This window comes from Sphingobacterium sp. UBA3549 (genome assembly GCF_002376635.1).
GTDB lineage: Bacteria > Bacteroidota > Bacteroidia > Sphingobacteriales > Sphingobacteriaceae > Sphingobacterium.
In genome coordinates, this window is the sequence record NZ_DFOE01000034.1 from 151881 (window position 1) to 175922 (window position 24042).

Here is a 24042-nt window from a genome sequence, read left to right on the forward strand (position 1 = left end):
AGTATAATCTAACGGCGAATTCAAGAAGAATGTGGATGTTTCAATTGGGCGGTATGCAAAAAAAGTCCCGTGCATTACACGGGACCTGATCAGCTGTATCGTTTAGGTGTTAACCTAATGTTATTAAACTTTCTTGCAGTATTTTAATCTTAGCTTCTGCGTCAGCTTTTTTGCTTTTCTCGTTTTCGACAATTTCAGGTTTTGCATTTTGTACAAATCGCTCATTGGAAAGCTTCTTGTCTACCGAAATTAGGAAACCCTTTAAGTATTCCAATTCTTTCTCAATGCGTTCACGCTCGGCATCCGCATCAACATTGTTTTCCAAAGTCACATAACATTCATCTTTGCCGGCAAGGAAACTGGCAGCACCTGCAATTTTCTCAGAGACAAAAGTCACGTCCTCCAAATTGGCAATCTTAGTGATGATAGCAATGTATTGTTTCAAGTTGATCTCAGATTGCTGATTGATCGCTAATGGCAACGCAATTTTAGGGGAGATACCTTTAGAATTACGGATATTACGAATCTCAGAAATGATCTGTTGTGCGACAGCGAAATCTTTAATAAGCTGCTCATCAAAGGCATCTGCCGTCGGATAGGGAGCGACGATAATGCAATCTTTCTCCTCTTTTATTCCGAACAATTCGTCGTGCCATAATTCTTCCGTCAGGAAAGGCATGAAAGGGTGCACCAGCGTAAGTATACGTTGAAAAAATGATTTTACCGTGTCTAAGGTTTCGCCAGAAATCGGTGAGCCGTAAGCCGGTTTTACTAATTCAAGATACCAGGCGCAAAAGTCATCCCATACTAATTTATAGGTTGTCATCAGCGCATCTGATAAACGATAATGCTTAAAGTTTTCCTCGATATCGACCAAAGACTGATTTAATCTTGCCTCAAACCAGGCAGCCGCAATTTTATCGGACGCCGAAGCTGGTGCGGCGGTGATTTCCCAGCCTTTAACCAAGCGGAAAGCATTCCAGATTTTATTGGCAAAATTCCGTCCCTGTACACAGAGTTCAACATCGAAAGGTAGGTCATTACCCGCTGGAGCAGTTAATAACATCCCCATTCTCGTCGCATCGGCACCGTATTCGTTCATCAAATCAATCGGGTCAGGTGAGTTGCCCAGCGATTTGGACATTTTGCGGCCGAGTTTGTCCCGTACAATCCCAGTAAAATAAACATTTTCAAAAGGCAATTGTCCGCGGAATTCATATCCTGAAACGATCATACGTGCTACCCAGAAAAAGATGATATCGGGGGCAGTGACCAAATCTTGGGTTGGGTAATAATAATTTATTTCTGGATTTTCTGGTTCATTGATACCATTGAAGACTGAAATTGGCCATAACCACGCTGAGAACCACGTGTCAAGGACATCTTCGTCTTGACGGAGATCTTCTGCTTGAAGATTTGCATTGCCCGACTTTTCTTGCGCTAATACCAGTGCTTCTTCAACTGTTTGTGCAACCACAAAGTCTTCGTTGCCATCGCCATAGAAATATGCCGGTATTTGATGGCCCCACCACAATTGTCTTGAGATATTCCAGTCGGTCACATTCTCCATCCAATTGCGGTAAATATTTTTGAATTTTGTCGGATGAAATTTGATGGTATCATCCATGACATTATCCAAAGCCGGTTTCGCAAGGTCTTCCATTTTAAGGAACCACTGATTGGAGATTTTGGGCTCGATCACCGCACCGGTTCGCTCTGAAGTCCCCACATTATTGGTATAATTCTCAACTTTTTCCAATAACCCCTTTTCCTCAAGCTCTTTCTCAATTTTCTTCCGGACTTTAAAACGATCCATACCAGCATAGTGTAAGCCGTTGTCGTTCAGCTTTGCTTCGTCAGTGAAGATATCCACAAACTCCAGATGGTGTTTTTTGCCGAGCGCATAGTCGTTTACATCGTGTGCTGGTGTAACTTTTAGACATCCAGTACCGAACTCCAAATCTACATATTCATCCTCAATGATGTTCACTTTTCTGCCTACGATCGGTACAATGACTTGCTTTCCTTTTAACCAGGTGTAGCGTTCGTCGTTGGGATTGATACAGACCGCTGTATCACCAAAAATTGTTTCGGGACGGGTCGTTGCAACAACAATGTATTGATCAGTACCATCAACCTGATATTTCAGGTGATATAATTTACCATTTTTCTCTTTATAAATAACTTCTTCGTCGGAAATATTTGTTTTTGCTTCCGGATCCCAATTGACCATGCGGTAGCCCCGATAAATCAATCCTTTGTTATACAGATCTACAAATACGCGGATAACAGATTGATACAACTCTGGGTCCATCGTAAAACGCGTGCGATCCCAGTCACAGGAAGCACCAAGTTTTTCCAATTGTTTCAGAATAATACCACCATATTTTTCTTTCCATTCCCAAGCATGCTTTAAGAAATCTTCGCGGGATAACGATCGTTTGTCAATTCCTTGTTCTTTCAACATAGCGACGACCTTGGCTTCAGTAGCAATGGAGGCGTGATCGGTCCCCGGTACCCAACAGGCGTTTTTCCCCTGCATACGTGCTCGGCGAATCAAAACATCTTGAATGGTATTATTTAGCATATGCCCCATGTGCAACACTCCAGTGACGTTTGGAGGAGGCATCACAATCGTGTAAGGTTCACGTTCGTCAGGGGTGGAACGGAAAAATCCGTTCGCTTTCCAATAGCTGTACCACTTTTCTTCAGCTTCTTTTGGATTATAAGTTTTCGCTATGCTCATTTTAAATTTTCTATTCAAACTTTTAAGGAACACAAAAGTAAGTATTTCTATGTTATTTTCCTTAGTTATCAGCTGATCTTGTGCTCAAACAAAAAGATGCTATCCATCACGTATCGGCAATTCATTCAAACACCATCCTGCTTTAGCAGAAGAGTTTGCTATTTACGCGGTATACTACCTCAGGGGTACTTTATAATTTTTTAATCTTTTATTCATATTACTAAGTAATTAGCCTGTATTTCATGTAAATTAATGTAAATTTGCCTGTTTTATTTTTACGCGAAAGAATGCAACGATTTGCTAAAGAGTTGAGAGCTTTAACACAGTATTTTCTATTCTGGTTAATTATCTGTTTTATAGATAGATTGATTTTTGTTACTGCTTTTTTTGAGAAAATTGGTTTTTCCAATATTACAGAGGTTTTCAGAATTTACTATCATGGCCTCAATCTGGATTTCTCTGCTGTTTCTTACATATGTGCACTACCCTTCCTTGTGTATTGTATATTAAGTTTTTTTCCAAAGCTCAAACCCAAAAGGCGGATCTTGGATGTCTATACCATTATTGTGCTGGTTTTATTTTTTGTGACAAGCTTTATCAATGTCAATATCTACCGGGAATGGGGCGACAAGATTTCCAAGCGTGCGATTGATTCTTTTTTGGCCTCACCTTCAGGAGCAGTAGCTTCGGCAGAAGCCACGCCGGTATTTCTTCCAATCGTCGGCATGGTGATCGGCATATTGTGTGGCTATTTTTTATACCGCTGGATGTTTAAAAAGGTATTCTTTTTCAATATCAAATCTCCGGTTGGTAATATCTTTAAACTGCTCGTCGGAATGTTTGTCCTTTTCACGTTTATTCGCGGCGGTTATGGGCGGGCAACATTAAACCCCAGTAAAGCTTATTATTCGGAAGATACATTTTATAATCATGCGGCAGTCAATACGCAATGGGCTTTTTTACGCGATTTCTTTGCTAAAAATACCAAACTGAAAAACCCATATAGTTACTATAGCGATCAGAAAGAGATCGCAGACAAACTACGGCCCGCCTTTCAGCATCAGCCCGATTCGGCGGTTCAGGTGCTTTCAACGACTCGTCCGAATGTGGTTTTTATTATGTTAGAAAGTTTTGTCGGAGACCTCATCCAGTCCCTCGGGGGGGAGAAGGGAATTACTCCACACATGGAAGAGTTGATCAAAGGGGGGATTTTGTTTGACCATATTTATTCTGCTGCTGATCGATCTGACAAAGGAATGGTTGCGATATTGAGTGGCTTTCCGGCGCAAGGCCCGGAAAGTATTATTAAATATATTGATAAACATGAAAATATGCCTGCAATTGGGCAAGAGCTTGATCATGCAGGTTACGAAACATCCTTTTACCACGGTGGACAAAGTGAGTTTTACAATTTTAAATCGTATATGCTGACACATGGGATAGCTAAGGTTGTGGACAATGCTAATTTTGGCTTGGATGCTGAACGTGCCTCGTGGGGGGTATATGACCATGTGGTTTTTAATCGGATGATCAACGACTTCAAAAAGGAAAAACAGCCTTTCTTTTCTACGATCTTTACCTTGGTCAATCACGAGCCATTCGATTTAAAAAACGGTTATAAATTTGGCAATGCTACCAATGCAGATAAGTTTAGAAGCACAGCATATTACACGGATTCAGTAGTGTATGACTTTATCTCAAAAGCCAAAAAAGAAGCTTGGTATAAGAATACTCTTTTTGTTATTGTAGCTGATCATGGACACCGCCTTCCTTCGGAAAAATGGGAGCTATTCCATCCTAATCGCTTTCATATTCCATTGATTTTTTTCGGAGATGTTATCAAGCCCGAGTTTCGGGGGAAAATTTTCAGCAGAATTGGCAATCAGACAGATTTGGCAGCAACGTTATTGACCCAATTGAAACTTCCAACCGAACGTTACCACTGGAGCCGGGATTTGTTTAATCCAACGACACCTCAAATTGCCTTTTATAATTCCAAAGATGCCTTTGGAGTGATTACTCCAGAACAAGCTGTTTCATTCGATAATGTGGGAAGGATAATCAACTATAGATCGAACAAGGAATATCCAGTGAGCAAAACAGATAGTTTGTTGAATATCGGTAAAGCGTATTATCAAGAGGTATATCGTGAATTTTTAAAATATTAGGACTATGAAATTAAAAGGAGTACTTGCACCGTATTTTGCTGTCGCAATTCGTTTTATCTTTCTTTTGGTCATTTATGCGTCGTTAAGATTGGGGTTTTATGGCATCAATGCCTCCTTATTTCCGCACGTCGATGCGGGTAAGCTCCTGGTGATGTTTGCCGGTGGTGTGCGTTTCGACATTGTAGCCCTGCTGTATTTAAATATTCTTTATATTGTGATGATGACTGTTCCGGGACCGTTTAAGGATAACCGGGTCTATCAGCAAGTCGCGAAATGGATCTTCGTTGTGGTCAATTCAATAGGAATAGCCTTGAACCTGATTGATTTTGCCTATTATCCCTTTACACTCAAAAGAACTACAGGTACAGTAATCGATCAATTTTCAAATGAATCAAACTTGATGAAGCTGGCCTTTGATTTTTGTTTGGACTATTGGTATCTTATCGTACTATTGGCTCTTATCGTGTATGGCCTGATGAGATCCTATCAGCTCATTCAGCTGGAAAAGATCACGAAATATAACTGGAAGTCATTTTTGATCCAAGTACCTTTGTTTCTATTGACCGCCTTTCTTTTCATTGGTGGGGTACGTGGGGGCTGGGCCCATAGCACGCGTCCCATTACGTTAAGCAATGCAGGAGATTATGTAGAAACACCAGAAGAAATGAATATTGTACTGAACACACCATTCAGTATATTGAAAACATTAAAGGCTGTAAATCTGAAACCTGTTCATTATTATTCTGACCAAGAACTTGAGCAGTTGTACAATCCCATTCATATACCAAAAGCAGACCAGCCTTTTGCAAAGAAAAATGTCGTCGTTCTGATTTTGGAGAGTTTTGCAAAAGAGCATTTTGGCGAATTGAATAAAGATATCCAAGGTGGAAAATACAAAGGTTATACGCCTTTTTTGGATTCATTGATCCGCCATGCTTACACTTTTACAGATACGTATGCCAATGGGCGTAAGTCAATTGATGCACTACCATCCGTGATTACCGGAATTCCTTCGATAGGTGAACCTTTTGTACTTTCCATATACTCGGGAAATGAAACCACGAGCTTAGCAAAGCTGTTGGGTAAGAAAGGGTATGAGACGGCCTTTTTCCACGGGGCACCTAATGGCAGTATGGGCTTTTCGGCTTATATGAAATTGGCAGGCATTCAGCATTATTTTGGTAAGAATGAATATAACAATGATGCGGACTTTGATGGCATATGGGGAATCTGGGATGAACCTTTTTTGCAATTTGTCGCAAACAAGATCAATACTTTTCATCAACCATTTTTCGCCAGTTTCTTCTCATTATCCTCGCATCATCCGTTTAAAGTACCCGAAAAATATCAGGGGAAATTTCCAAAAGGACCTTTGCCAGTACAAGAGCCCATCGGATATACCGATAATGCGCTGCGCGAATTTTTTGCGACAGCATCTAAAATGCCCTGGTACAAGAACACCGTCTTCGTGATTTGTGCAGACCATGCTACTGTAAGCTACCTGCCAGAATATCAAACGGCAGCAGGGGGCTTCCAAATTCCTATTATATTTTATGCACCAGGCGATAACCTAGTTGGCAAAGCGGATAAACTGGTACAGCAAATAGATATTATGCCGACGATTTTAAATTATTTGCATTATGATGAACCTTATTTTGCCTTTGGTTCGGATGCCTTCAAACAGGGTAAGGACAATTTTGTGCTCAATAACAATGCAGGGAGCTATAACCTTTATTATAAAGATTATATGATGTCCTATGATGGACTGAAAGTGACATCATTTTATGACTTAAAGAAGGACCGCTTGATGAAACAGGATCTACTGAAACAGCATCCCGCCGTACTGGATACGATGGAGACCAAAATGAAAGCATTTATTCAACAGTATAACAACCGCATGATTGAAAATAAGCTAACCTACAAAAAGTAGGCTGTCGGTTTTCTAGGTGGAAAACCTTGATCGGATGCTTCTGTCTATAATCAATAGAACCAGGTCGTAAATGATGTAGATCAAGGGTAAGGTGAAGATGACTAGCAGTATAAAGCCCCGGGATTTCTCCTCAAATGAACCGTTGATCAGATAGTTGGCCAGACTGGACCAAAACCAGCAGAAGAAATAGAAGGAGCTTGGAATAATTAGGTTTCCAATAAGCAGTGCATAGCGGTATTTGCCACCTTTGTATTTTAGATAAATACATCGGATATGTAGGTATAACAAAAATAGCGATCCGATCAGCGCAAGCAGTTCCGGGTGTACCCAAAGAATTGCTTTTGCTAACGGGGAGGTCTTCAAGCCGACTTCTATATGGAAACTCTCTTTCTTTTCTACCTGATCAATGTCCCAGTGCATGATTGAATCCGTTTTTAATTTGGAGGTTCCCAAATCCTGTGCAAGGACTTCCATGTCACCGTTTAGGTGGAGATACAGGTCAATTGGGCCAAAGGAAGACCAGTATCTGGAAGGAAATAAGAGGTAGTCAATTTCGTATCTGGTTCGGATATCGCGCCGGTCATAGCCCATATAAGCGCTGTATTGAACCTGAATATTGTTTTCGCCTTTGTGTAGCTTAGCGGTAAAATAAAATGCATCATTCAGCGAGATGCGCTTCCATTCATCGCTGTCGTAGCTGATTTCATAATAGCCATCCTTTAAACGTAAAAAAGGGAACTTCGAATCGGGCTGATCCATCCTCTTTGCTTTAATTTCTTTCTGATTGACAATGACCCGGTCCAATCCATCCATATTTAGCGCGAGAAATACGAGCGGTAATTCGATCTCTTCTTCAGCATGGATATTGTATACAATGCTGAAGTGACTACGATAGTCCGAATGATCATCAGTGCTGTCCAATAAAAGGCGGATGTCGATACGCTCATGGGTGACTTTTACCTTGCCGGCAGGGACGAGCTGTCCTGTTATGCTGTGCGGACTTCTTGGGTTTGCCATGTTGGCAAACAGTGTCGTTACAGTGAGTAATAGATATGCAGCTGTTATTAAAATTTTCATTTTGTTTGATAAGGTCTGCTTAATAATCAATTTCGCGTTCGTATAGGAGCTTTTATGTTATAAAGCCTGCTGTGTATTGAGATATGCTTGATCTTTAACAAGATGAAAGTAAAAATTAAAAGGGAGAAATTAAAAAGGCGGTTTATATTCGGCTATCTCTGATTTATATTCGTTAAGTAGACCGTTTCTTTTTTGAAGGTTCTTTCTGGTCAATAAGATCAGACACTTTCAGAAAAAAAAGACCTATACCACAAAGGCATAGGTCTTTTTTATATTTCCAAACTTTATTGCGGTTTAAACACCCAACAATAAACGAGCTGGATCTTCTAATAATTGTTTTACACGTACCAAGAAGCTAACTGATTCACGACCATCAATGATGCGGTGGTCATAAGAAAGCGCGATATACATCATTGGACGGATCACCACCTGACCATTTTCAGCAATAGGACGTTGGATGATGTTGTGCATACCCAAGATTGCCGATTGTGGCGCGTTGATGATTGGCGTAGACATCATTGATCCGAATACACCACCATTGGTAATTGTAAATGTACCACCAGTCATTTCGTCGATCGTTAATTTGTTGTCACGTGCTTTACCTGCCAATGCAGCAATTGCTTTTTCGATCTGCTCCAATGACATGGCATCAGCGTTACGGATAACTGGAACTACCAATCCTTTAGGTGCAGAAACCGCGATTGAAACATCTGCGAAATCAGAATATACAATTTCGTTATCTTCAATACGTGCATTGACAGCAGGCCATTCAGCTAACGCAGTTGTTACTGCTTTTGTAAAGAATGACATAAAACCTAGACCGATACCAAATTTCTCTTTAAAAGTATCTTTATATTTGGCACGTAAGTCCATGATCGGCTGCATATTGACTTCATTGAATGTTGTCAACATCGCTGTTTCGTTTTTAACGGCAACTAAGCGTTTTGCGATCGTTTTTCGTAAGGAAGATAATTTCTCACGACGTTCGTTTCTAGAACCCGCCACGGGAGCAACTGTCGCAGCTGGAGCCGCAGCAGGTTTTGTTGCTGGTGCTGCAGCTTTAGCAACGGGTTGAGCTTTTTCGGCATCTTCTTTTGTGATGCGGCCTTCTTTCCCTGTTCCTTTTATTGTAGAAGGATCAATTCCTTTTTCTCTTAAGATTTTTGCAGCAGCAGGAGAAGCTGTACCAGCAGCATAGCTATCTGGATCTTCGTCTTTCGCGGCAGCCGCTGGAGCAGCAGTTGATGATGCCTCCTTAGCAGGTGCAGCAGCTGGAGCTGAATCGCCAGTAGGGGCAGCACCCTCTTCAATTGTACAAACAACAGCACCGATTTCTAAAGTATCACCTTCTTGTGCAATGATTCTTAAGATACCTGCTTTTTCAGCTGGTAATTCAAACGTTGCTTTGTCTGATTCCAGTTCGGCGATGTTTTCATCCATCTCCACATAATCGCCATCTTGTTTCAACCATTGTGATAAGGTTACCTCCGTGATTGATTCACCTACGGTTGGTACTTTAATTTCTAAGCTCATATATAATGTTCTTTATTGACAATTGCGTCCTATAGCTAGGACGCAATTGATTTTAAATTGTTTTTATTCGAATGATTTATTTAAGATTGCTGCCTGTTGAGCAACGTGTTGCTTCATATAACCTGTTGCTGTACTTCCACTTTCTTTGCGGGCAACAAAACCTGTAAATGCAATCTCAGTACCCATGAGTTTACGGCAATAATAAGACCAAGCCCCCATGTTTTCGTTTTCTTCCTGAACCCAAACAAACTCTTTTGCTTTTGTGTATTTTTTGCGGATTGCTTTCAATTGATCTGTAGGGATCGGAAACAATTGCTCGACACGAACGATAGCAACATCTTTGCGCTTATCCGCCTCTTGTTTTTCTAATAAGTCGTAGTACACTTTACCCGAACAGAACAATACGCGTTTAACATCTTTTGCTGAAACATTAACATCGTCGATTACCTCTTGGAAAACACCTTCTGTAAAGTCTTTTAAAGGCGACACCACTTTTGGATGACGCAACAATGATTTTGGTGTAAATACAATCAACGGTTTGCGGAACTCGCGTACCAGTTGACGACGCAACAAATGGAAGTAGTTTGCAGGTAAAGTACAGTTGGCTAAGATCATATTTTCATCTGCACACAGCTCCAAGAATCTTTCGATACGTGCTGAAGAGTGCTCAGGACCCTGACCTTCCATACCGTGAGGAAGCATCATCACCAATCCGTTGGAGCGTTTCCATTTCGTCTCTGCACTAGATAGATATTGATCTACAATAATTTGAGCACCATTATAAAAATCTCCGAATTGCGCTTCCCAAATGGTCAATGAATTGGGATTAGAGGATGCATAGCCATATTCAAAACCCAAAACAGCATACTCGGAAAGTAAGGAGTTATAGATGGAGAATTTATCGCCGCCTTTCACATGAGCTAAAGGAACATATTTTTCTTCTGAATCTTCAAGCGTTAATACGGCATGACGGTGTGAGAAGGTACCACGTTGCACATCTTGCCCCGAGATACGCACACGGTTACCTTGATCCAATAATGTCGCGTAAGCCATCAATTCACCCATTGCCCAATCGTATGAATCCGTATCGATCATTTTGGCACGGTCTTCAAATAAACGCGTAATCTTACGGAAGAATTTTTTGTCAGCAGGTAAGGTTGTAATTTCTTTTGCTAATTTCAAAAATAGATCCTTTGCAACTTTGGTTTTATCGGAGGTTGTTAATACTTCACCTTTTTTAGCAGGACGCAATCCTTCCCATGCCCCTTTAAACATCGGAATCTCTTCAGTCAATACCTCAACTGTTTTAGATTCCTCAAATTTAGTCTGTAGTGCAGCTTTAAATTCCTTCTCGATAGTTTTGGAATATGCTTCGTCAATACTTCCTTCGGTAATTAATTTTTTAGCATAAACTTCTTTCGGGTTGGGATGCTTATCGATAAGTTTGTACAACAATGGCTGCGTGAATTTTGGTTCATCGGCCTCATTATGTCCAAATCTTCTATAACATAATAGATCGATAAAGACGTCAGTTTTGTATTTCTGACGGTATTCTACAGCTAAATTGATGGCGTATACTACTGCTTCAGCATCATCACCGTTGACATGGAATACAGGTGAAGAAGTGATTTTTGCGACGTCGGTACAATATGTACCCGAACGGGCATCCTTATAGTTTGTTGTAAATCCGATCTGGTTGTTGATGACAATATGTACAGTACCACCAGTTTTGTAACCATCTAGTTTCGACATCTGGGTTACTTCATACACGACACCCTGGCCAGCAATTGCCGCATCACCATGGATGATGATCGGTGCGATTTTAGAAGAATCTCCTTCGTATTTAAAATCGATTTTCGAACGAACCATACCTTCTACGATTGGATCTACCGTTTCCAGATGTGAAGGGTTAGGAGCCAAACTTAGGTGGACAGATTTGCCATCGTTGGTTTTGACTTCAGAAGAGAAACCCAAGTGATATTTTACGTCACCACCAAAGTTTACTTCGGGATCGTCGGCATAAGTCTTACCTTCAAATTCAGAAAATACTGACTTGTAAGATTTACCCATAATATTGGTCAATACATTGAGACGGCCACGGTGAGCCATACCGATAACAAATTCCTGAATACCGATTTCTGCTCCTTTTTCGATAACAGAATCTAGCGCAGGGATTAAACTTTCGGCACCTTCAAGCGAAAAACGTTTTTGACCTAAAAACTTAGTACCCAAAAAGTTTTCGAATACAACAGCATGGTTTAATTTGTTTAAGATTCTCTTTTTGGTATCTAAAGAGAATTTAGGCATGTTACGATCCGCTTCCATACGGTCCTGTAACCATTTAATTTTCTCTGGGTTACGGATATATTTGAATTCTGCACCAATGGAACGGCAGTAAGTATCCTCTACCAATTGACGGATGTCTTTTAATGTTGCTGGACCTAAGCCTACTTCAACACCGGCATTGAAAACGGTACTCATGTCTGCTTCAGCAAGACCAAACGTCTCCAATTCCTTGCCAGGATAGTATTTACGTCGCTCACGCACAGGATTTGTGTGTGTGAATAGGTGGCCACGATCGCGGTAGCCGTTAATCATGTTCAGCACGTTGATTTCTTTCAAAACGTGCTCAGGAGTAGCTTCACCTACTGAACTTGTTGTTCCACCAGCATTTTGACCGAAATCAAAACCTTCAAAGAATTTTTGCCATCCGAAATCTACCGATTGGGGATCTTGCTTGTACGATTGATATAAGCCATCGACATAAGCCGAATCAGCATTACTCAAATATGTCAGATTGTCCATTTACAATTAAAACTATGAAATTTGTCAAAGTTATGAATAAAAAAAGAGTTTCTAATACTGAAATTGAATAATTTAATCAATAAATCTATCCAATTCTTAACATTTTTAGCATGATTTTAAAGGGGATTCCGGCGTGCTAAAAAGACCTTTTCCCTCGGAATTATTTATTTCCGAAGAAGATTTATTTAACCATTATTTCATCCAGTTTTGGAAGTCCATTCGGGAAATGAATTTTGATCAATTTTTGCCAATCCAATGCCTTATTATCTTTTTCACTCGTCCCCACGCCAGCGACATGAGACCATTGTCCATATACGGTGGCAGGAGAATAGTCCAGCAGGTGCTCCTCATACCAGGAAGCTCCACGAAGCCAATTGACACCGTACTCATGGACCAAATAACTGGCGGCAATAAAGCGTGCCTGATAGGGAATGTAGCCCGTCTTCTGCAATTGAATCATCACACTGTTTACAAAATCATGCTCTGTACGGCCAGATTTCCATTTATCAAATCGTTCGTCATCGCCGTCTGTGGATGGAAAACCCTGTGGTGCACTAGTTGTAAAGCCCTGTGATTTAAAAAATATATTCGGATATTTTTTTAGCATAAACCTAAAATAATCACGCCAAAGAAGTATGTCAATAATCTTCTCAAAGCGTTTGTCCTTTCTGCCTTCACCCAATTTTTTGATATTTTGATATAAAAGGATAGGGGATAAGGCGCCTGAGGCAATAAAAGGACCGAGGATGAGCGGATCCTGATCCGTCTCTGGGTAGGTTGACAATAGCGCATGCATAATACTGAGTGCCGTGTCTTCGCCTCCGAGAATGTAAATGTCGTCGACAGATTTGATCTCCTCAGCTGAATAACCTAAGTCTTTCAGTGAGGGGATTTTGGTGTCCTCTAAATGGGGGGGCGTCAGGAAGTTGGTCGGTAATGGAATCGGTTGCCGGACTAAACTTTCCCGCTCAACTTTTTTCTTGAAAACAGCAAAACCATTGGGTATATCCTTGATCGGAAATGGAAGGTCTTCTTTGTGATAAAGGGTATGACCGATGAAATGCCGGAGATTTATTTTGCTGCTCCAAAGTCTACTTTCTACTTTTTCGGAAATAGAGGTCTCCCGAAGTGCTACTTCGCGGTGGTGATAAACTTCGTGAACTTGATACTTTTGTGCGATTCTAGGGATAATATCTTCAGGCTTTCCCACATAAGTCAACAAGTCGCTACCATGGCTTTTTAATTTTTCTTTTAAAGCCGTGACGGCTTCGATAACAAAGGCCGCTCGCAGAACACCAGTGTTCAAGTTGCCAAACTGATTTCGGTCGAAATATCGCGGGTCAAAACAATAAACGGGGATAATAAATGAACTTTTCTCAGAAGCTTGATAAAAAACCTCATTGTCATGAAGTCTTAAATCATTTCGAAACCAGATCATTGTAGCCCTTTTGTCCATAGAGGTGAAGATAAATACTTTTTAGTGCAGCCTATTTTCAGAAGATTTACAAATATATAAGGATATTGTGTTCTTGAAAGTATTAATTCATGAATTGACAAAAAAAGGACAATGACGGTCGCCACGAGGCTGGCTGAGTCTTTTTTATCGAAAAAAATAAAAATTAGTGTTAAACTTATTTGACGTTTTTCTGTTCTAAAATCAGAGTAAACACAGCTTACTAACGGGGAAGGGTCATCTTTAATGTCCACTATAGTGAGAACGAATTATAAAATCGGGATGGTTTCATAGCCATAAAATAGAGCATTCGAATGAAAAAGGTTTTAATCAGCGGGCTAAATACCTATTTGGGACGACGGGCATCCTGTTATCTGCAATCCAGCGATTTTGATGTGACGGGATTAGTCCGCAATTTATCTCTATTTAATAGGATTGTGAAGGAAAAGGTTACGGCTAAGCTTTTTGAACTCGACCTCTTGCGGAAAGGCGAAGCTTTTGAGAATTTTGAAATCTCAGATCTTAATTTTGGAATTTATTTTACGCAAGTTCCTTCGCTGGATAATGATATTCAGCTTCAGCTTGAATTGCTCGGTCTGCGCAATTTCGTGGAGCTTTGTAAGCGGGCAGGAAATAATCGTGTTATTTACGTCGCGCGGTTAATGGACGAACATTTCTTGGAGCCCGTGCGCAATCTTCTTGAAAATTTACGTGTACAATATACGATTGTGATTAAAAGCAGTGTGGTGGGAAAAGAGAGTGTACTGAACCGAATATTTGCTAAACTTGCGCGACGTCAAACTATATTTTATTGGAATTGGGTGGCTTCCCTAAAGTTTAAGCCACTTCCTCTGCTTGATGTATACCGTTGGCTGCGGGAAATGCCCTGGGAAAATAATTTTATATCTGAGGTCATCTACCTTGGCGGCAATGAGGAAATGACTTTTAGAGGCTTGTTTTACCATTTTCTGAACTGCTCATCCGAACGTCCCAAAAAAGAGATCGGTGTGAATAAATTCTTTGCTAAACTTCTGTTAACAAGATTGAATGATATCAATAAAGAAGATATCGATGAGTTTAGAAGAGTGCTTTATTATGAAAAGAATGTCGATAATACTACTTGGCAGAAAATACAGGCATTTGAATTTACCCCTTTGAAAACCTATGTCTGCGTAGACACCTGATGTACCGTTCCGGGGGATATCGAAACAATAGTTTTTATAGCTGTTTTTTAGATAGGTGTTTTCGTATGTTATACCGGTTTTTATCCTGTATAATCAATAATTCTGTTAAATTTGTGGATTGACGTGGTGAAACAGATTTAATATATGGGATACAATAGTTTAGAAGCATGTGTTGCGGATCTTGAAAAGCATGGGCATTTGATCCGTATTAAAGAAGAGGTTGATCCTTATCTCGAAATGGCTGCAATTCATATGCGGGTATTTGATGTTGAGGGACCGGCCCTGTATTTTGAAAATATCAAAGGTACCACATTCCCTGCGGTGTCCAATTTGTTTGGTACGTTAGAACGTTCGAAATTTATGTTTCGCGATTCGCTGGATCACTTAAAGAAATTGGTGGACGTTAAAATGAATCCTGCTGCGGTGCTGAAAAACCCTTTCCAATATATTGGTTCGTCAATGACAGCTTTAGGGGCTCTACCCTGGAAAAGGAAGTCGGGTGCTCCTATTCTTCATGGAAAGACATCCATTAGTAAACTTCCGCAGATTGTCAACTGGCCCATGGATGGTGGTGCTTTTGTGACTATGCCGCAAGTGTATACCGAAGATGTCAGCAAGCCTGGTATCATGCATGCTAATCTCGGAATGTACAGGATTCAGCTTTCTGGTAATGATTATCTACCGGATCAGGAAATTGGTTTGCATTATCAGTTGCATCGTGGCATAGGGATACATCAAACAAAGGCAAATGCACTGGGTAGACCTTTAAAGGTGAGTATTTTTGTCGGGGGACCTCCTGCACATCCTTTAGCTGCTGTAATGCCATTGCCGGAAGGACTTTCTGAGATGATTTTCGCGGGCGCATTGGGGAATAGAAGATTCCGTTATTTCTATGATGATGAAGGTTTTTGTATTTCGGCAGATGCTGACTTTGTAATTACAGGTACTGTTTATCCGAATGAAAATAAGCCAGAAGGTCCTTTTGGTGACCATATTGGATATTATAGCCTGACCCATCCATTCCCATTGATGAAAGTGCACAATGTGTACCATAAGAAAAATCCGATTTGGTCTTTTACGGTTGTGGGGCGTCCACCGCAGGAAGATACCAGCTTTGGCGCTTTAATCCACGAAATTACGGGAGCAGCTATTCCACAGGAGATTTCAGGCCTTCATGCTGTTAATGCTGTGGATGCCGCTGGGGTACACCCCTTGCTTTTCGCCATAGGTTCTGAACGTTATACGCCTTACCAACGTGTGGATAGACCACAGGAAATTCTAACAATAGCGAATCAAATACTCGGGAAAAACCAGCTTAGTCTTGCTAAATATTTGTTTATTTCAGCGCATGAGGATAATCCGCAACTGGATATTTATGATATTCCAGCTTTTTTGGGGCATATTCTTGAGCGAATAGACCTGACCCGTGATGTTCACTTTCAAACCAATACGACAATTGATACTTTAGACTATTCTGGAGAAGGATTAAATGCGGGCTCAAAGGTCGTCTTTGCCGCTGCCGGATCGAAGAAAAGAACCCTCGGACGTGAATTGCCGTCTCACTTTGAACTGCCGCGGCCATTCAACCAGGCGAAATTTGTGATGCCCGGTGTGATAGCGATCGATGGTCAGGCATTCTCTAGTTATGACAATGAATTGAAGATTATGGAAGAATGGTGCCATGCTGCAGCAGGCAGTTTCTGGGAGGGGTTTCCGTTGGTTGTTTTATGCGATGATGCGAACTTTACCGCCGCTTCGGTCAATAACTTTGTTTGGACAACGTTTACCAGAAGTAATCCTGCATTTGATATTTACGGGATACACAGCTTTACGGATTTTAAACATTGGGGTTGTGAAGGTCCCTTGATTATTGATGCGCGAACAAAACCCCACCATGCTCCGGCTTTGATCAAAGACGAAGCAGTGGAAAAACGTGTTGATCAGCTTGGAGCAAGGGGAAAATCACTGCATGGAATTATTTAAGAACGCCTAATGCCTATTCATTTACAATAAAATTTACAAGGAGCAACCTTAAGATGAAGATAGAAGAATTATTGAATAAAGTAAAAGAAAATGAATTACCCTTTCAGGAAGTGCTGACGCATATTGCTGATCAGTATAGCTATACGCCCAGTGCATTTCAAAATGGGACGTTGAAAAATTCAAAAGAAGAAAATCAAGGGAGTGCAAAAGTGTTCTATTTCGCCAAGCTGAATAATCTGTCTCCCGAAGATACATTGTGTCTTTTTGCCGAACATTATCAGCATGTACTCGATGATCCAGCGGGAGATAGCCATCAGAATATTCGTCAATTTAGGACAAATGGTTGGGATGGGATCTCGTTTGAGCAAGAGGTATTGGTAAAGAAATAATAGCAATCTGAAGGGGGGGAAGCTCGAGATGAAATAGACGCTTCCTGTAGCGGCAGTTTCGATTGAGGTGCAAAGTCATAGAAAAAAGAAAGGGCGGTAAACTGTTGTTATCGCCCTTTTTCGCCAGATATATTGCTAACTGTTTGGCTTGCTTAAGGCTTACTTTCGCAATCTTCTTCTTTATTTCCACCAAAGTAAACCATCCAGCAAATGCCGAACTGGTCTTGAAAAGCGCTGTACAGTTCGGCGAAAAATGTTTCTCCGAGGGGCATTTCGACCAACTTTGCATCGGTAGTTAACGCATCATATAATGTCCTTGCCTCTGTCGTGCTTTCACACATGAGCATGACATAGCTGTTGTTTCCTTGAATATAGTGTTGTCCAAAAGCGGGGACAACATCAGCGCCCATCAGCATGCTATCTCCATTGATGGAAATTGCGGTATGACAGATTTTATTTTTTGCTTCGTCCGGAACTGGAGGCATTTGTGGATCAGCAGGAATATCTCCGTAGCGCATGTAACCTGGGTTCTTTGTGTTGAACACTTTTTCATAAAAATTGAAAGCTTCTTCGCAATTTCCGTTAAAATTTAAATAAGCGTGTAATTTTGCCATAATCTCTGATTTTGAATGTACATTACTTTTTTGGCTTCCTATATTCATCTTGCTATCCTATTGAAGCGATTACATGTAGCCAAGAAAGCTTTAGTAAAAATAACCTGAAACCTGCTTAAAAAACTTGCCTTAAGACAAGTTTGAAAAAAATAGCACGCTAATCAGGAAAAGGGCCAATTCCCTTGAGCAATTTCTTTGCGGATACGACTCAAAGAAGTATCAGTAATGCCCAGATAAGAGGCAATATGCTTGAGTGGTGCTTGCTGTATCAATAGGGGTTTTTCTTTCATGAGGTGAAGATAACGTGCCGTTGCCGGTTCGGTAATCATAGCGATAGCTCTATTTTTACTGTGAACAAGCTCTTTTGCCATCCAGGATCGGCCCCATTCCCTAAATCCAGGAATCTGATGAAAGAGTTCCTGAAAATCTTCGAATTTTATTTTCCAAAGACGGGTTTCCACGAGTGCCTGAATATTTTCAACCGTTGGACTGCGTTGAAAAAAGGAGGCCACTTCAATGACTATCTCCTTTTCAATGCAGAATCCGGTAGTTACTTCATTACCATTGAAATCATGTAAAAAAGAACGTGTGAGCCCGTGCTCAATCAGGTAGTAGGCATTTGAAACCTGCCCTTTGGTCAATATAAAGTCGCCCTTTTTGACGGTAATGGGCGCATGTTTTTCAATAATAGCAGTTAATTCCTCTGGTGTGAGCGCTAGCTCGCTGTAAAAGGTTCTGATTGGATCCATGTCCTGGTTATTTGATTATAAGCTCAATTTAATCATTAATGTCCATACCAAGTGCAGATCTGTTGTGTGATTATTTTAAACAAACAAGTGTTTCATTGATAATTTTGTTTGTTTTGAAAACTATTTTTAATAAAAATATAATAAAAATTAAAAATTATTATGAATTTAGTTTTTAATTGTTTTACTTTGTGTCAATAACATAATGTAAAAACGAAATCTTTAAAAAGTTCATAATATGTGTGGAATTATTGGCGCTTTTGAATTAAAGCAACCTGCAAGCTCATTGAGATCTCAAGTATTGGAAATGTCAAAACGTATTCGTCACCGTGGTCCTGACTGGTCGGGTATCTTCACTGGCGAAAAAGCTTTGTTGGCACACGAGCGATTAGCTATCGTTGATCCTAAATCGGGAAGTCAACCTTTGTACAGTCCAGATGGTCAAGTTGTACTGGCAGTTAATGGCGAGATCTATAACCACCATGAATTAAGAAATAGTCTTCCCGATTATGAATTTTCGACACAAAGTGATTCTGAGGTTGTGTTGGCTTTATACTTAGCCAAAGGGCCTTCATTTGTTGACGAATTGAATGGTATTTTTAGTTTTGCACTTTATGATTCGCGTGACGATTCCTTTTTTGTTGCTCGTGACCATATGGGGATTATTCCCTTATATTATGGTAAAGATAAAGAGGGGCAGTTGTTTGTTGCATCGGAATTAAAATCACTGGAAGGTTTCTGTGAGACGATCGAACAGTTTCCTCCGGGACATTACTTGTATAGTAAAACCGGAACAGTTCCGCAGCGCTGGTACGAACGCGATTGGGAAAGTTATGATACAGTAAAAGATAACGAAACTGATATCGCTGTTTTGCGCAAAGGATTGGAAGATGCGGTGCATCGTCAGTTAATGTCAGATGTGCCCTATGGTGTATTGCTTTCTGGAGGTTTGGATTCATCTGTTATTGCTGCTGTAACGAAGAAGTTTGCGTCTAAACGTATTGAGAGTGACGATCAGGAAGATGCTTGGTATCCTCAATTGCATTCATTTGCGGTAGGTTTGAAAGGTGCCCCAGATTTAATTGCGGCAAAAAAAGCTGCTGATCATATTGGCACGATACATCACGAAATTAATTTTACGATCCAGGAGGGGTTGGATGCTATCCGTGATGTAATCTATCACTTGGAAACGTATGACGTTACAACAGTCCGTGCTTCGACACCAATGTATCTATTGGCGCGTGTAATCAAATCGATGGGAATTAAAATGGTATTGTCAGGCGAAGGTTCGGATGAACTTTTTGGTGGGTATCTCTATTTTCATAAAGCACCCAATGCACAGGAATTTCACGAGGAAACTGTACGCAAGCTAAAAAAACTTTATCTATATGATTGTCTTCGCGCAAATAAATCACTCGCGGCTTGGGGGGTTGAGGGACGTGTGCCTTTCTTGGACAAAGAATTCATGGATATTGCCATGCGCATCAACCCTTCCGATAAAATGATCCGTGATGGAAGAATGGAAAAATGGGTGGTACGTAAAGCTTTTGAAGACTATCTGCCCGAGAGCATCGCTTGGCGCCAGAAAGAGCAATTTTCTGATGGTGTAGGCTACAGCTGGATCGATACATTGAAAGAGCAGGCTGAAAGTAAAGTTTCTGATCAGGAATTTGCCGAGGCTTCGACGCGCTTCCCGATAAACACACCGAAAAATAAAGAAGAGTTTTTATATCGGACAATTTTCGAATCACATTTTCCGTCAACAGCAGCAGCACAAACTGTTCCTTCAGTAAAATCTGTTGCATGTAGTACGCCCGAAGCGTTGGCATGGGATGCTTCTTTCCAGAACCTGAACGACCCTTCGGGTAGAGCGGTGGCTTCTGTGCACCAAGAGAGCTACGAAAAATCCAAAGTGGAAGCCGTGTAACTAATCAACCTTCATATCTATATTTTTAGTAAAGCCTGGAAAGTATCTTTTCAGGCTTTTTTTATTCTTTCTTTTGTCATTTCCGAGCCAAATAGAAAGATATCATTGAGCTGCTTGAAAATAATGTGTGTTTTTAAATATTCTTTAGTAATTTTCGGAAACACCAATGAGCGGAAGCTTTGGTTTTTCAAATTAATTACAGTTAACCAGAGTGCTTTCTTTTTTGGAAGATCCGATTGGAGCTAATGGAATGTACGCGAAGTGCATCACGCTTGCGGTGTCTGCTTGTCAACGGATAATTATAAAGTAACTAATAATAACATATGAAAATAGATGCAACGATACCACTCGGAATAAAATCTTTGGGATTAGCACTTCTTTTATGGAGTACTCCTCGGGTTTTTGCTCAGCAAAAGGAAGCGATGGTTTCGTCGATTGTACAGGAAGCAAATGCAAATTCGCAATTGGAAAAGTATGCATTTGAGCTGATCGACATGATTGGTCCTCGCCTTGTTGGGAGTCCGCAAATGCAACAGGCGCACGACTGGGTTGTTAGAAATTATAATTCGCTTGGAGCGCAGGCCCGTAATGAGCCTTATGGCGAATGGCGTTCTTGGGAGCGGGGCACCTCGCAAGTGACGATGACCTATCCGCGCGTAAAGTCTTTGGAAGGTACACAATTGGCTTTCAGTCCGATGACAAAGGGGAAAGGTGTCGAGGCGGAGGTGGTGACTATGCCTTTGTTTCAGTCCCAGTCCGACTTTCAGTCGTGGCTTAGAACAGTCAAAGGGAAAATTGTGCTTATTGGCATGAATCCACTGTCGGGACGTTCAGATGCCAACTGGAAGGAATCTGCTACTGCTCAAGGTTACGAAAAATACCAAACCTTAAAAAACGATCAGCTAAAAATGTGGGAGCGCAGTATGGTCTACACGGGAAGCACTCGTCGGACATTGCCTTTAGTATTGGAAGAAGCCGGTGCAGTTGGTGTCATAGATTCTTACTGGACAGAGTTGCCGGGTATCACGCGTATTTTTGATGCAAAGTCTAAACAGATTCCCGTATTTAATGTGGGATTGGAAGATTATGGTCTGTTACACCGCATGGCAGAACATGGCGTCAAACCTCGGGTGTTGCTTCAGGGAAATTCAAAAGAACTTGGAATATCAAAAACCTATAATAGTATCGCCGAGATCAAAGGTAAAGAAAAGCCCGATGAATATGTTGTACTTTCGGCACATTTAGATTCTTGGGACGGGGCCTCTGGCGCGACAGATAATGCTACCGGTGTGATTACCATGATGGAGGCCGTCCGTATTTTAAGGAAGGTTTATCCGGATAATAAAAGAACAATTTTGGTCGGGAACTGGGGGAGTGAAGAGCAGGGGCTGAACGGTTCTTCCGCATTTGTCGAGGACCATCCTGAGCTTGCAAAAAATATACAGGTGGTGTGGAACCAGGATAATGGAACCGGTCGAATCGTTCGTATCGGGGGCAGTGGTTTTGAAAAATCCTACGAATACATTAGTCGCTGGCTGCACTATCTACCTGAAGATTTTCGCAATGAAATTCAAACGAGTTTTCCCGGTATGCCAGGGACCGGCGGAAGTGATCACTCTTCTTTTGTTCAAAAAGGAATTCCGGCGTTTGGACTTTCCTCGACTTCTTGGGACTATGGTAAAGTGACCTGGCATACCAACCGTGATACTTACGATAAGATAGTATTTGATGAGGTGAAGCAAAATGCCATTATTGTTGCAATTTTGACTTACTTGGCCTGTGAAGAGCCGACATTGGTTGCACGCGACAAAATCACATTACCTATCGATAAAGATGGTAAGCCAGCAGCATGGCCAATGAATCTTCAGTCGAAAAGAACAAGCGGCAATTAGCTATGAAACAACTCATCTTAGTTTATCTATTTCTCGTATGCGGTCTTTTTTCTTTTGGACAGACTTCATTTGTCAATTTAGAAAACTACAGGACCGAGTGGCTGATCCTTCGCGAAAATGATCGATCTTTGGTGGGTATTCGAAGTTTCACATCGAATGCTGTAAAATATTACCTCACGGTAGATCCTACTACACTGCAAACGCGTGTAGTAGGTGATCGATCGGTAATCGTGCGCTATACTGATGCGAATCAGGTTAATAAAAGTTTAAAGGGTTCTGTATATGAAAGCTGTTTTTCCTTCGTTAGAAAAACGGAGAATAACTTACAGGATGCTGGTCTGAATTTTAGCCTTCCTAAAGAAGCGGGTATTAATTTGACAATCGATTTATGCCCTTCACATAAGCCCTTGGATAAAGCTATTTTTGAAGATCTTCTATTGGCGTTTAGGGGTGTCGATGGTACTTTGCCATTGGCTGTTTCTGTTTCGGGTAAATGGATGCTGAATCATGGGGCTGATCTGGAATGGCTAAAGTCGCTGGCAGGAAAGGGTATCAAGATTACCTGGATCAATCATACGTATGACCATGTCTTTAACAATCATCCACTGTCGTCCAATTTTCTGCTTTCTAAAAATACGGATCTAAGGTTTGAAGTGTTGGAAAATGAAAAATTGATGCTGAAGAATGGCCTTATGCCTTCGGTGTTTTTCCGTTGTCCGGGCTTGGTTTCAGATCGCCGAGTTATTGAACACCTGATATCTTATGGTCTCCTTGCCGTTGGATCGGATGCCTGGCTGGCTAAGGGGCAACAGGCGAAGAATGGGAGTATTGTCCTGATTCACGGTAACGGAAACGAGGAGCTTGGGGTACATGACTTTATCAAATTACTCCAGGCAGAATCGGAGGCAATAAAAACGAAGCATTGGACATTGTATAGTTTGTCTGAAGGCTTAGATCAAAATGAGCACTAGCCATTAAATAGCTTATTTTTTACGATCGTTTTACCTTGACGGAGTAAAATAGCATGATAAAAGCTGGGTATATCATTTGACCAGTTTTTAAGTATTAGGATGATTGCAACAATCTCCAGGCGGGTTATTAATCCTATCCAGATTGTTAATTGGAATAGGATGGTGGATTGGCCGCGGAGTAGCAATTCGATTAAAAATGCGAATAAAAAAAGTGTCCAGACCTTGGCCCCGATAGAGTGTGTTGCGATTTCTTTTTTGAACTTGATGAAGCTAATGACGTAGGTTAATGCTTCTGATCCGATCAGGGTCAAGATCAATGCGGCATTATCTTTAAAAAAATCGGGACTGCTCAGGTAGGCTGCCAGGCAGATACAGCAGAAAAATAACAGGTCCACACTAGAATCCCAGCGTCTTAACAAGGCAGTAGCGACACCCAACCTTCGGGCAATGATACCGTCAAAAATATCACTCAGTAATCCGATGATAAGGAAAGAAACAGCATACCAGTTGAAATGATCAATCTGGAGCCAATACAAGAGGATAAGCAACGGTCCTAGAATAAGGCGAAGTAATATCAGGATAAATGGAATGTGTCTTTTCGATAGCAATGTTTACTTGGTTAAA

The 24042-nt window shown here is 40.9% G+C and carries 16 protein-coding genes; 8 read left to right on the forward strand and 8 right to left on the reverse strand.

The annotated features are described in order from the left end of the window. Nucleotides 1-109 precede the first annotated feature (109 nt). On the reverse strand, nt 110-2746 hold the full coding sequence (locus B2W36_RS17130; protein ID WP_293888899.1) for a valine--tRNA ligase: 2637 nt from the start codon (nt 2744-2746) through the stop codon (nt 110-112). Nucleotides 2747-3033: 287 nt separating this feature from the next. Here B2W36_RS17130 and B2W36_RS17135 point away from each other — a divergent pair, with 287 nt between their 5' ends. Next, the gene (locus tag B2W36_RS17135) at nt 3034-4914 is read left to right on the forward strand and encodes an LTA synthase family protein (protein ID WP_293882227.1); all 1881 of its coding nucleotides are present in this window, start codon (nt 3034-3036) and stop codon (nt 4912-4914) included. 4 nt (nt 4915-4918) lie between these two features. After that, on the forward strand, nt 4919-6844 hold the full coding sequence (locus B2W36_RS17140) for an LTA synthase family protein (RefSeq protein WP_293888901.1): 1926 nt from the start codon (nt 4919-4921) through the stop codon (nt 6842-6844). A gap of 12 nt (nt 6845-6856) precedes the next feature. Here B2W36_RS17140 and B2W36_RS17145 read toward each other — a convergent pair whose 3' ends face one another. From B2W36_RS17145 to B2W36_RS17160, 4 genes are all read right to left on the reverse strand, one after another. Continuing rightward, nucleotides 6857-7921: a hypothetical protein gene (locus tag B2W36_RS17145; protein WP_293882231.1), complete on the reverse strand. Its 1065-nt coding sequence runs from the start codon at nt 7919-7921 to the stop codon at nt 6857-6859. Between the two features lie 294 nt (nt 7922-8215). Then, on the reverse strand, nt 8216-9454 hold the full coding sequence (odhB, locus tag B2W36_RS17150; RefSeq protein WP_293888903.1) for a 2-oxoglutarate dehydrogenase complex dihydrolipoyllysine-residue succinyltransferase: 1239 nt from the start codon (nt 9452-9454) through the stop codon (nt 8216-8218). Nucleotides 9455-9517: 63 nt separating this feature from the next. Further along, nucleotides 9518-12259, reverse strand: coding sequence for a 2-oxoglutarate dehydrogenase E1 component (locus B2W36_RS17155; protein ID WP_293882235.1), 2742 nt, complete (start codon nt 12257-12259; stop codon nt 9518-9520). Nucleotides 12260-12440: 181 nt separating this feature from the next. Next, nucleotides 12441-13697: a deoxyribodipyrimidine photo-lyase gene (locus tag B2W36_RS17160; RefSeq protein ID WP_293888905.1), complete on the reverse strand. Its 1257-nt coding sequence runs from the start codon at nt 13695-13697 to the stop codon at nt 12441-12443. A gap of 329 nt (nt 13698-14026) precedes the next feature. On the opposite strand from B2W36_RS17160, the gene B2W36_RS17165 reads away from it, so the two are divergent. The 3 genes from B2W36_RS17165 to B2W36_RS17175 all read left to right on the forward strand — a co-directional run bounded on the left by B2W36_RS17165 (nt 14027) and on the right by B2W36_RS17175 (nt 17268). After that, nucleotides 14027-14896, forward strand: coding sequence for a hypothetical protein (locus tag B2W36_RS17165; RefSeq protein WP_293888907.1), 870 nt, complete (start codon nt 14027-14029; stop codon nt 14894-14896). A 144-nt stretch (nt 14897-15040) separates the two neighbouring features. Beyond that, nucleotides 15041-16879 (forward strand): UbiD family decarboxylase, encoded by a 1839-nt coding sequence (locus B2W36_RS17170; RefSeq protein WP_293888909.1) that lies wholly within the window; start codon nt 15041-15043, stop codon nt 16877-16879. 53 nt (nt 16880-16932) lie between these two features. Continuing rightward, nucleotides 16933-17268 (forward strand): HopJ type III effector protein, encoded by a 336-nt coding sequence (locus B2W36_RS17175; RefSeq protein WP_293888911.1) that lies wholly within the window; start codon nt 16933-16935, stop codon nt 17266-17268. 152 nt (nt 17269-17420) lie between these two features. On the opposite strand, the gene B2W36_RS17180 is transcribed toward B2W36_RS17175, so the two are convergent. Both B2W36_RS17180 and B2W36_RS17185 read right to left on the reverse strand, forming a co-directional pair. Next, nucleotides 17421-17882, reverse strand: coding sequence for a VOC family protein (locus B2W36_RS17180; RefSeq protein WP_293882245.1), 462 nt, complete (start codon nt 17880-17882; stop codon nt 17421-17423). Nucleotides 17883-18043: 161 nt separating this feature from the next. Next, nucleotides 18044-18631, reverse strand: a complete 588-nt coding sequence (locus B2W36_RS17185; protein ID WP_293882247.1) for a Crp/Fnr family transcriptional regulator — start codon at nt 18629-18631, stop codon at nt 18044-18046. A 235-nt stretch (nt 18632-18866) separates the two neighbouring features. On the opposite strand from B2W36_RS17185, the gene asnB reads away from it, so the two are divergent. The 3 genes from asnB to B2W36_RS17200 all read left to right on the forward strand — a co-directional run bounded on the left by asnB (nt 18867) and on the right by B2W36_RS17200 (nt 23418). Then, complete coding sequence (gene asnB, locus B2W36_RS17190) at nt 18867-20555, forward strand: asparagine synthase B (protein ID WP_293882249.1); 1689 nt, start codon at nt 18867-18869, stop codon at nt 20553-20555. Between the two features lie 323 nt (nt 20556-20878). Further along, nucleotides 20879-22447, forward strand: coding sequence for a M20/M25/M40 family metallo-hydrolase (locus tag B2W36_RS17195; protein ID WP_293882251.1), 1569 nt, complete (start codon nt 20879-20881; stop codon nt 22445-22447). 2 nt (nt 22448-22449) lie between these two features. Further along, complete coding sequence (locus B2W36_RS17200; RefSeq protein WP_293888913.1) at nt 22450-23418, forward strand: polysaccharide deacetylase; 969 nt, start codon at nt 22450-22452, stop codon at nt 23416-23418. Here B2W36_RS17200 and B2W36_RS17205 read toward each other — a convergent pair. Further along, nucleotides 23415-24026, reverse strand: coding sequence for a CDP-alcohol phosphatidyltransferase family protein (locus tag B2W36_RS17205; RefSeq protein WP_293888915.1), 612 nt, complete (start codon nt 24024-24026; stop codon nt 23415-23417). The two genes, B2W36_RS17200 and B2W36_RS17205, sit on opposite strands and share 4 nt — an antisense overlap. Between the last annotated feature and the right edge of the window lie 16 nt (nt 24027-24042).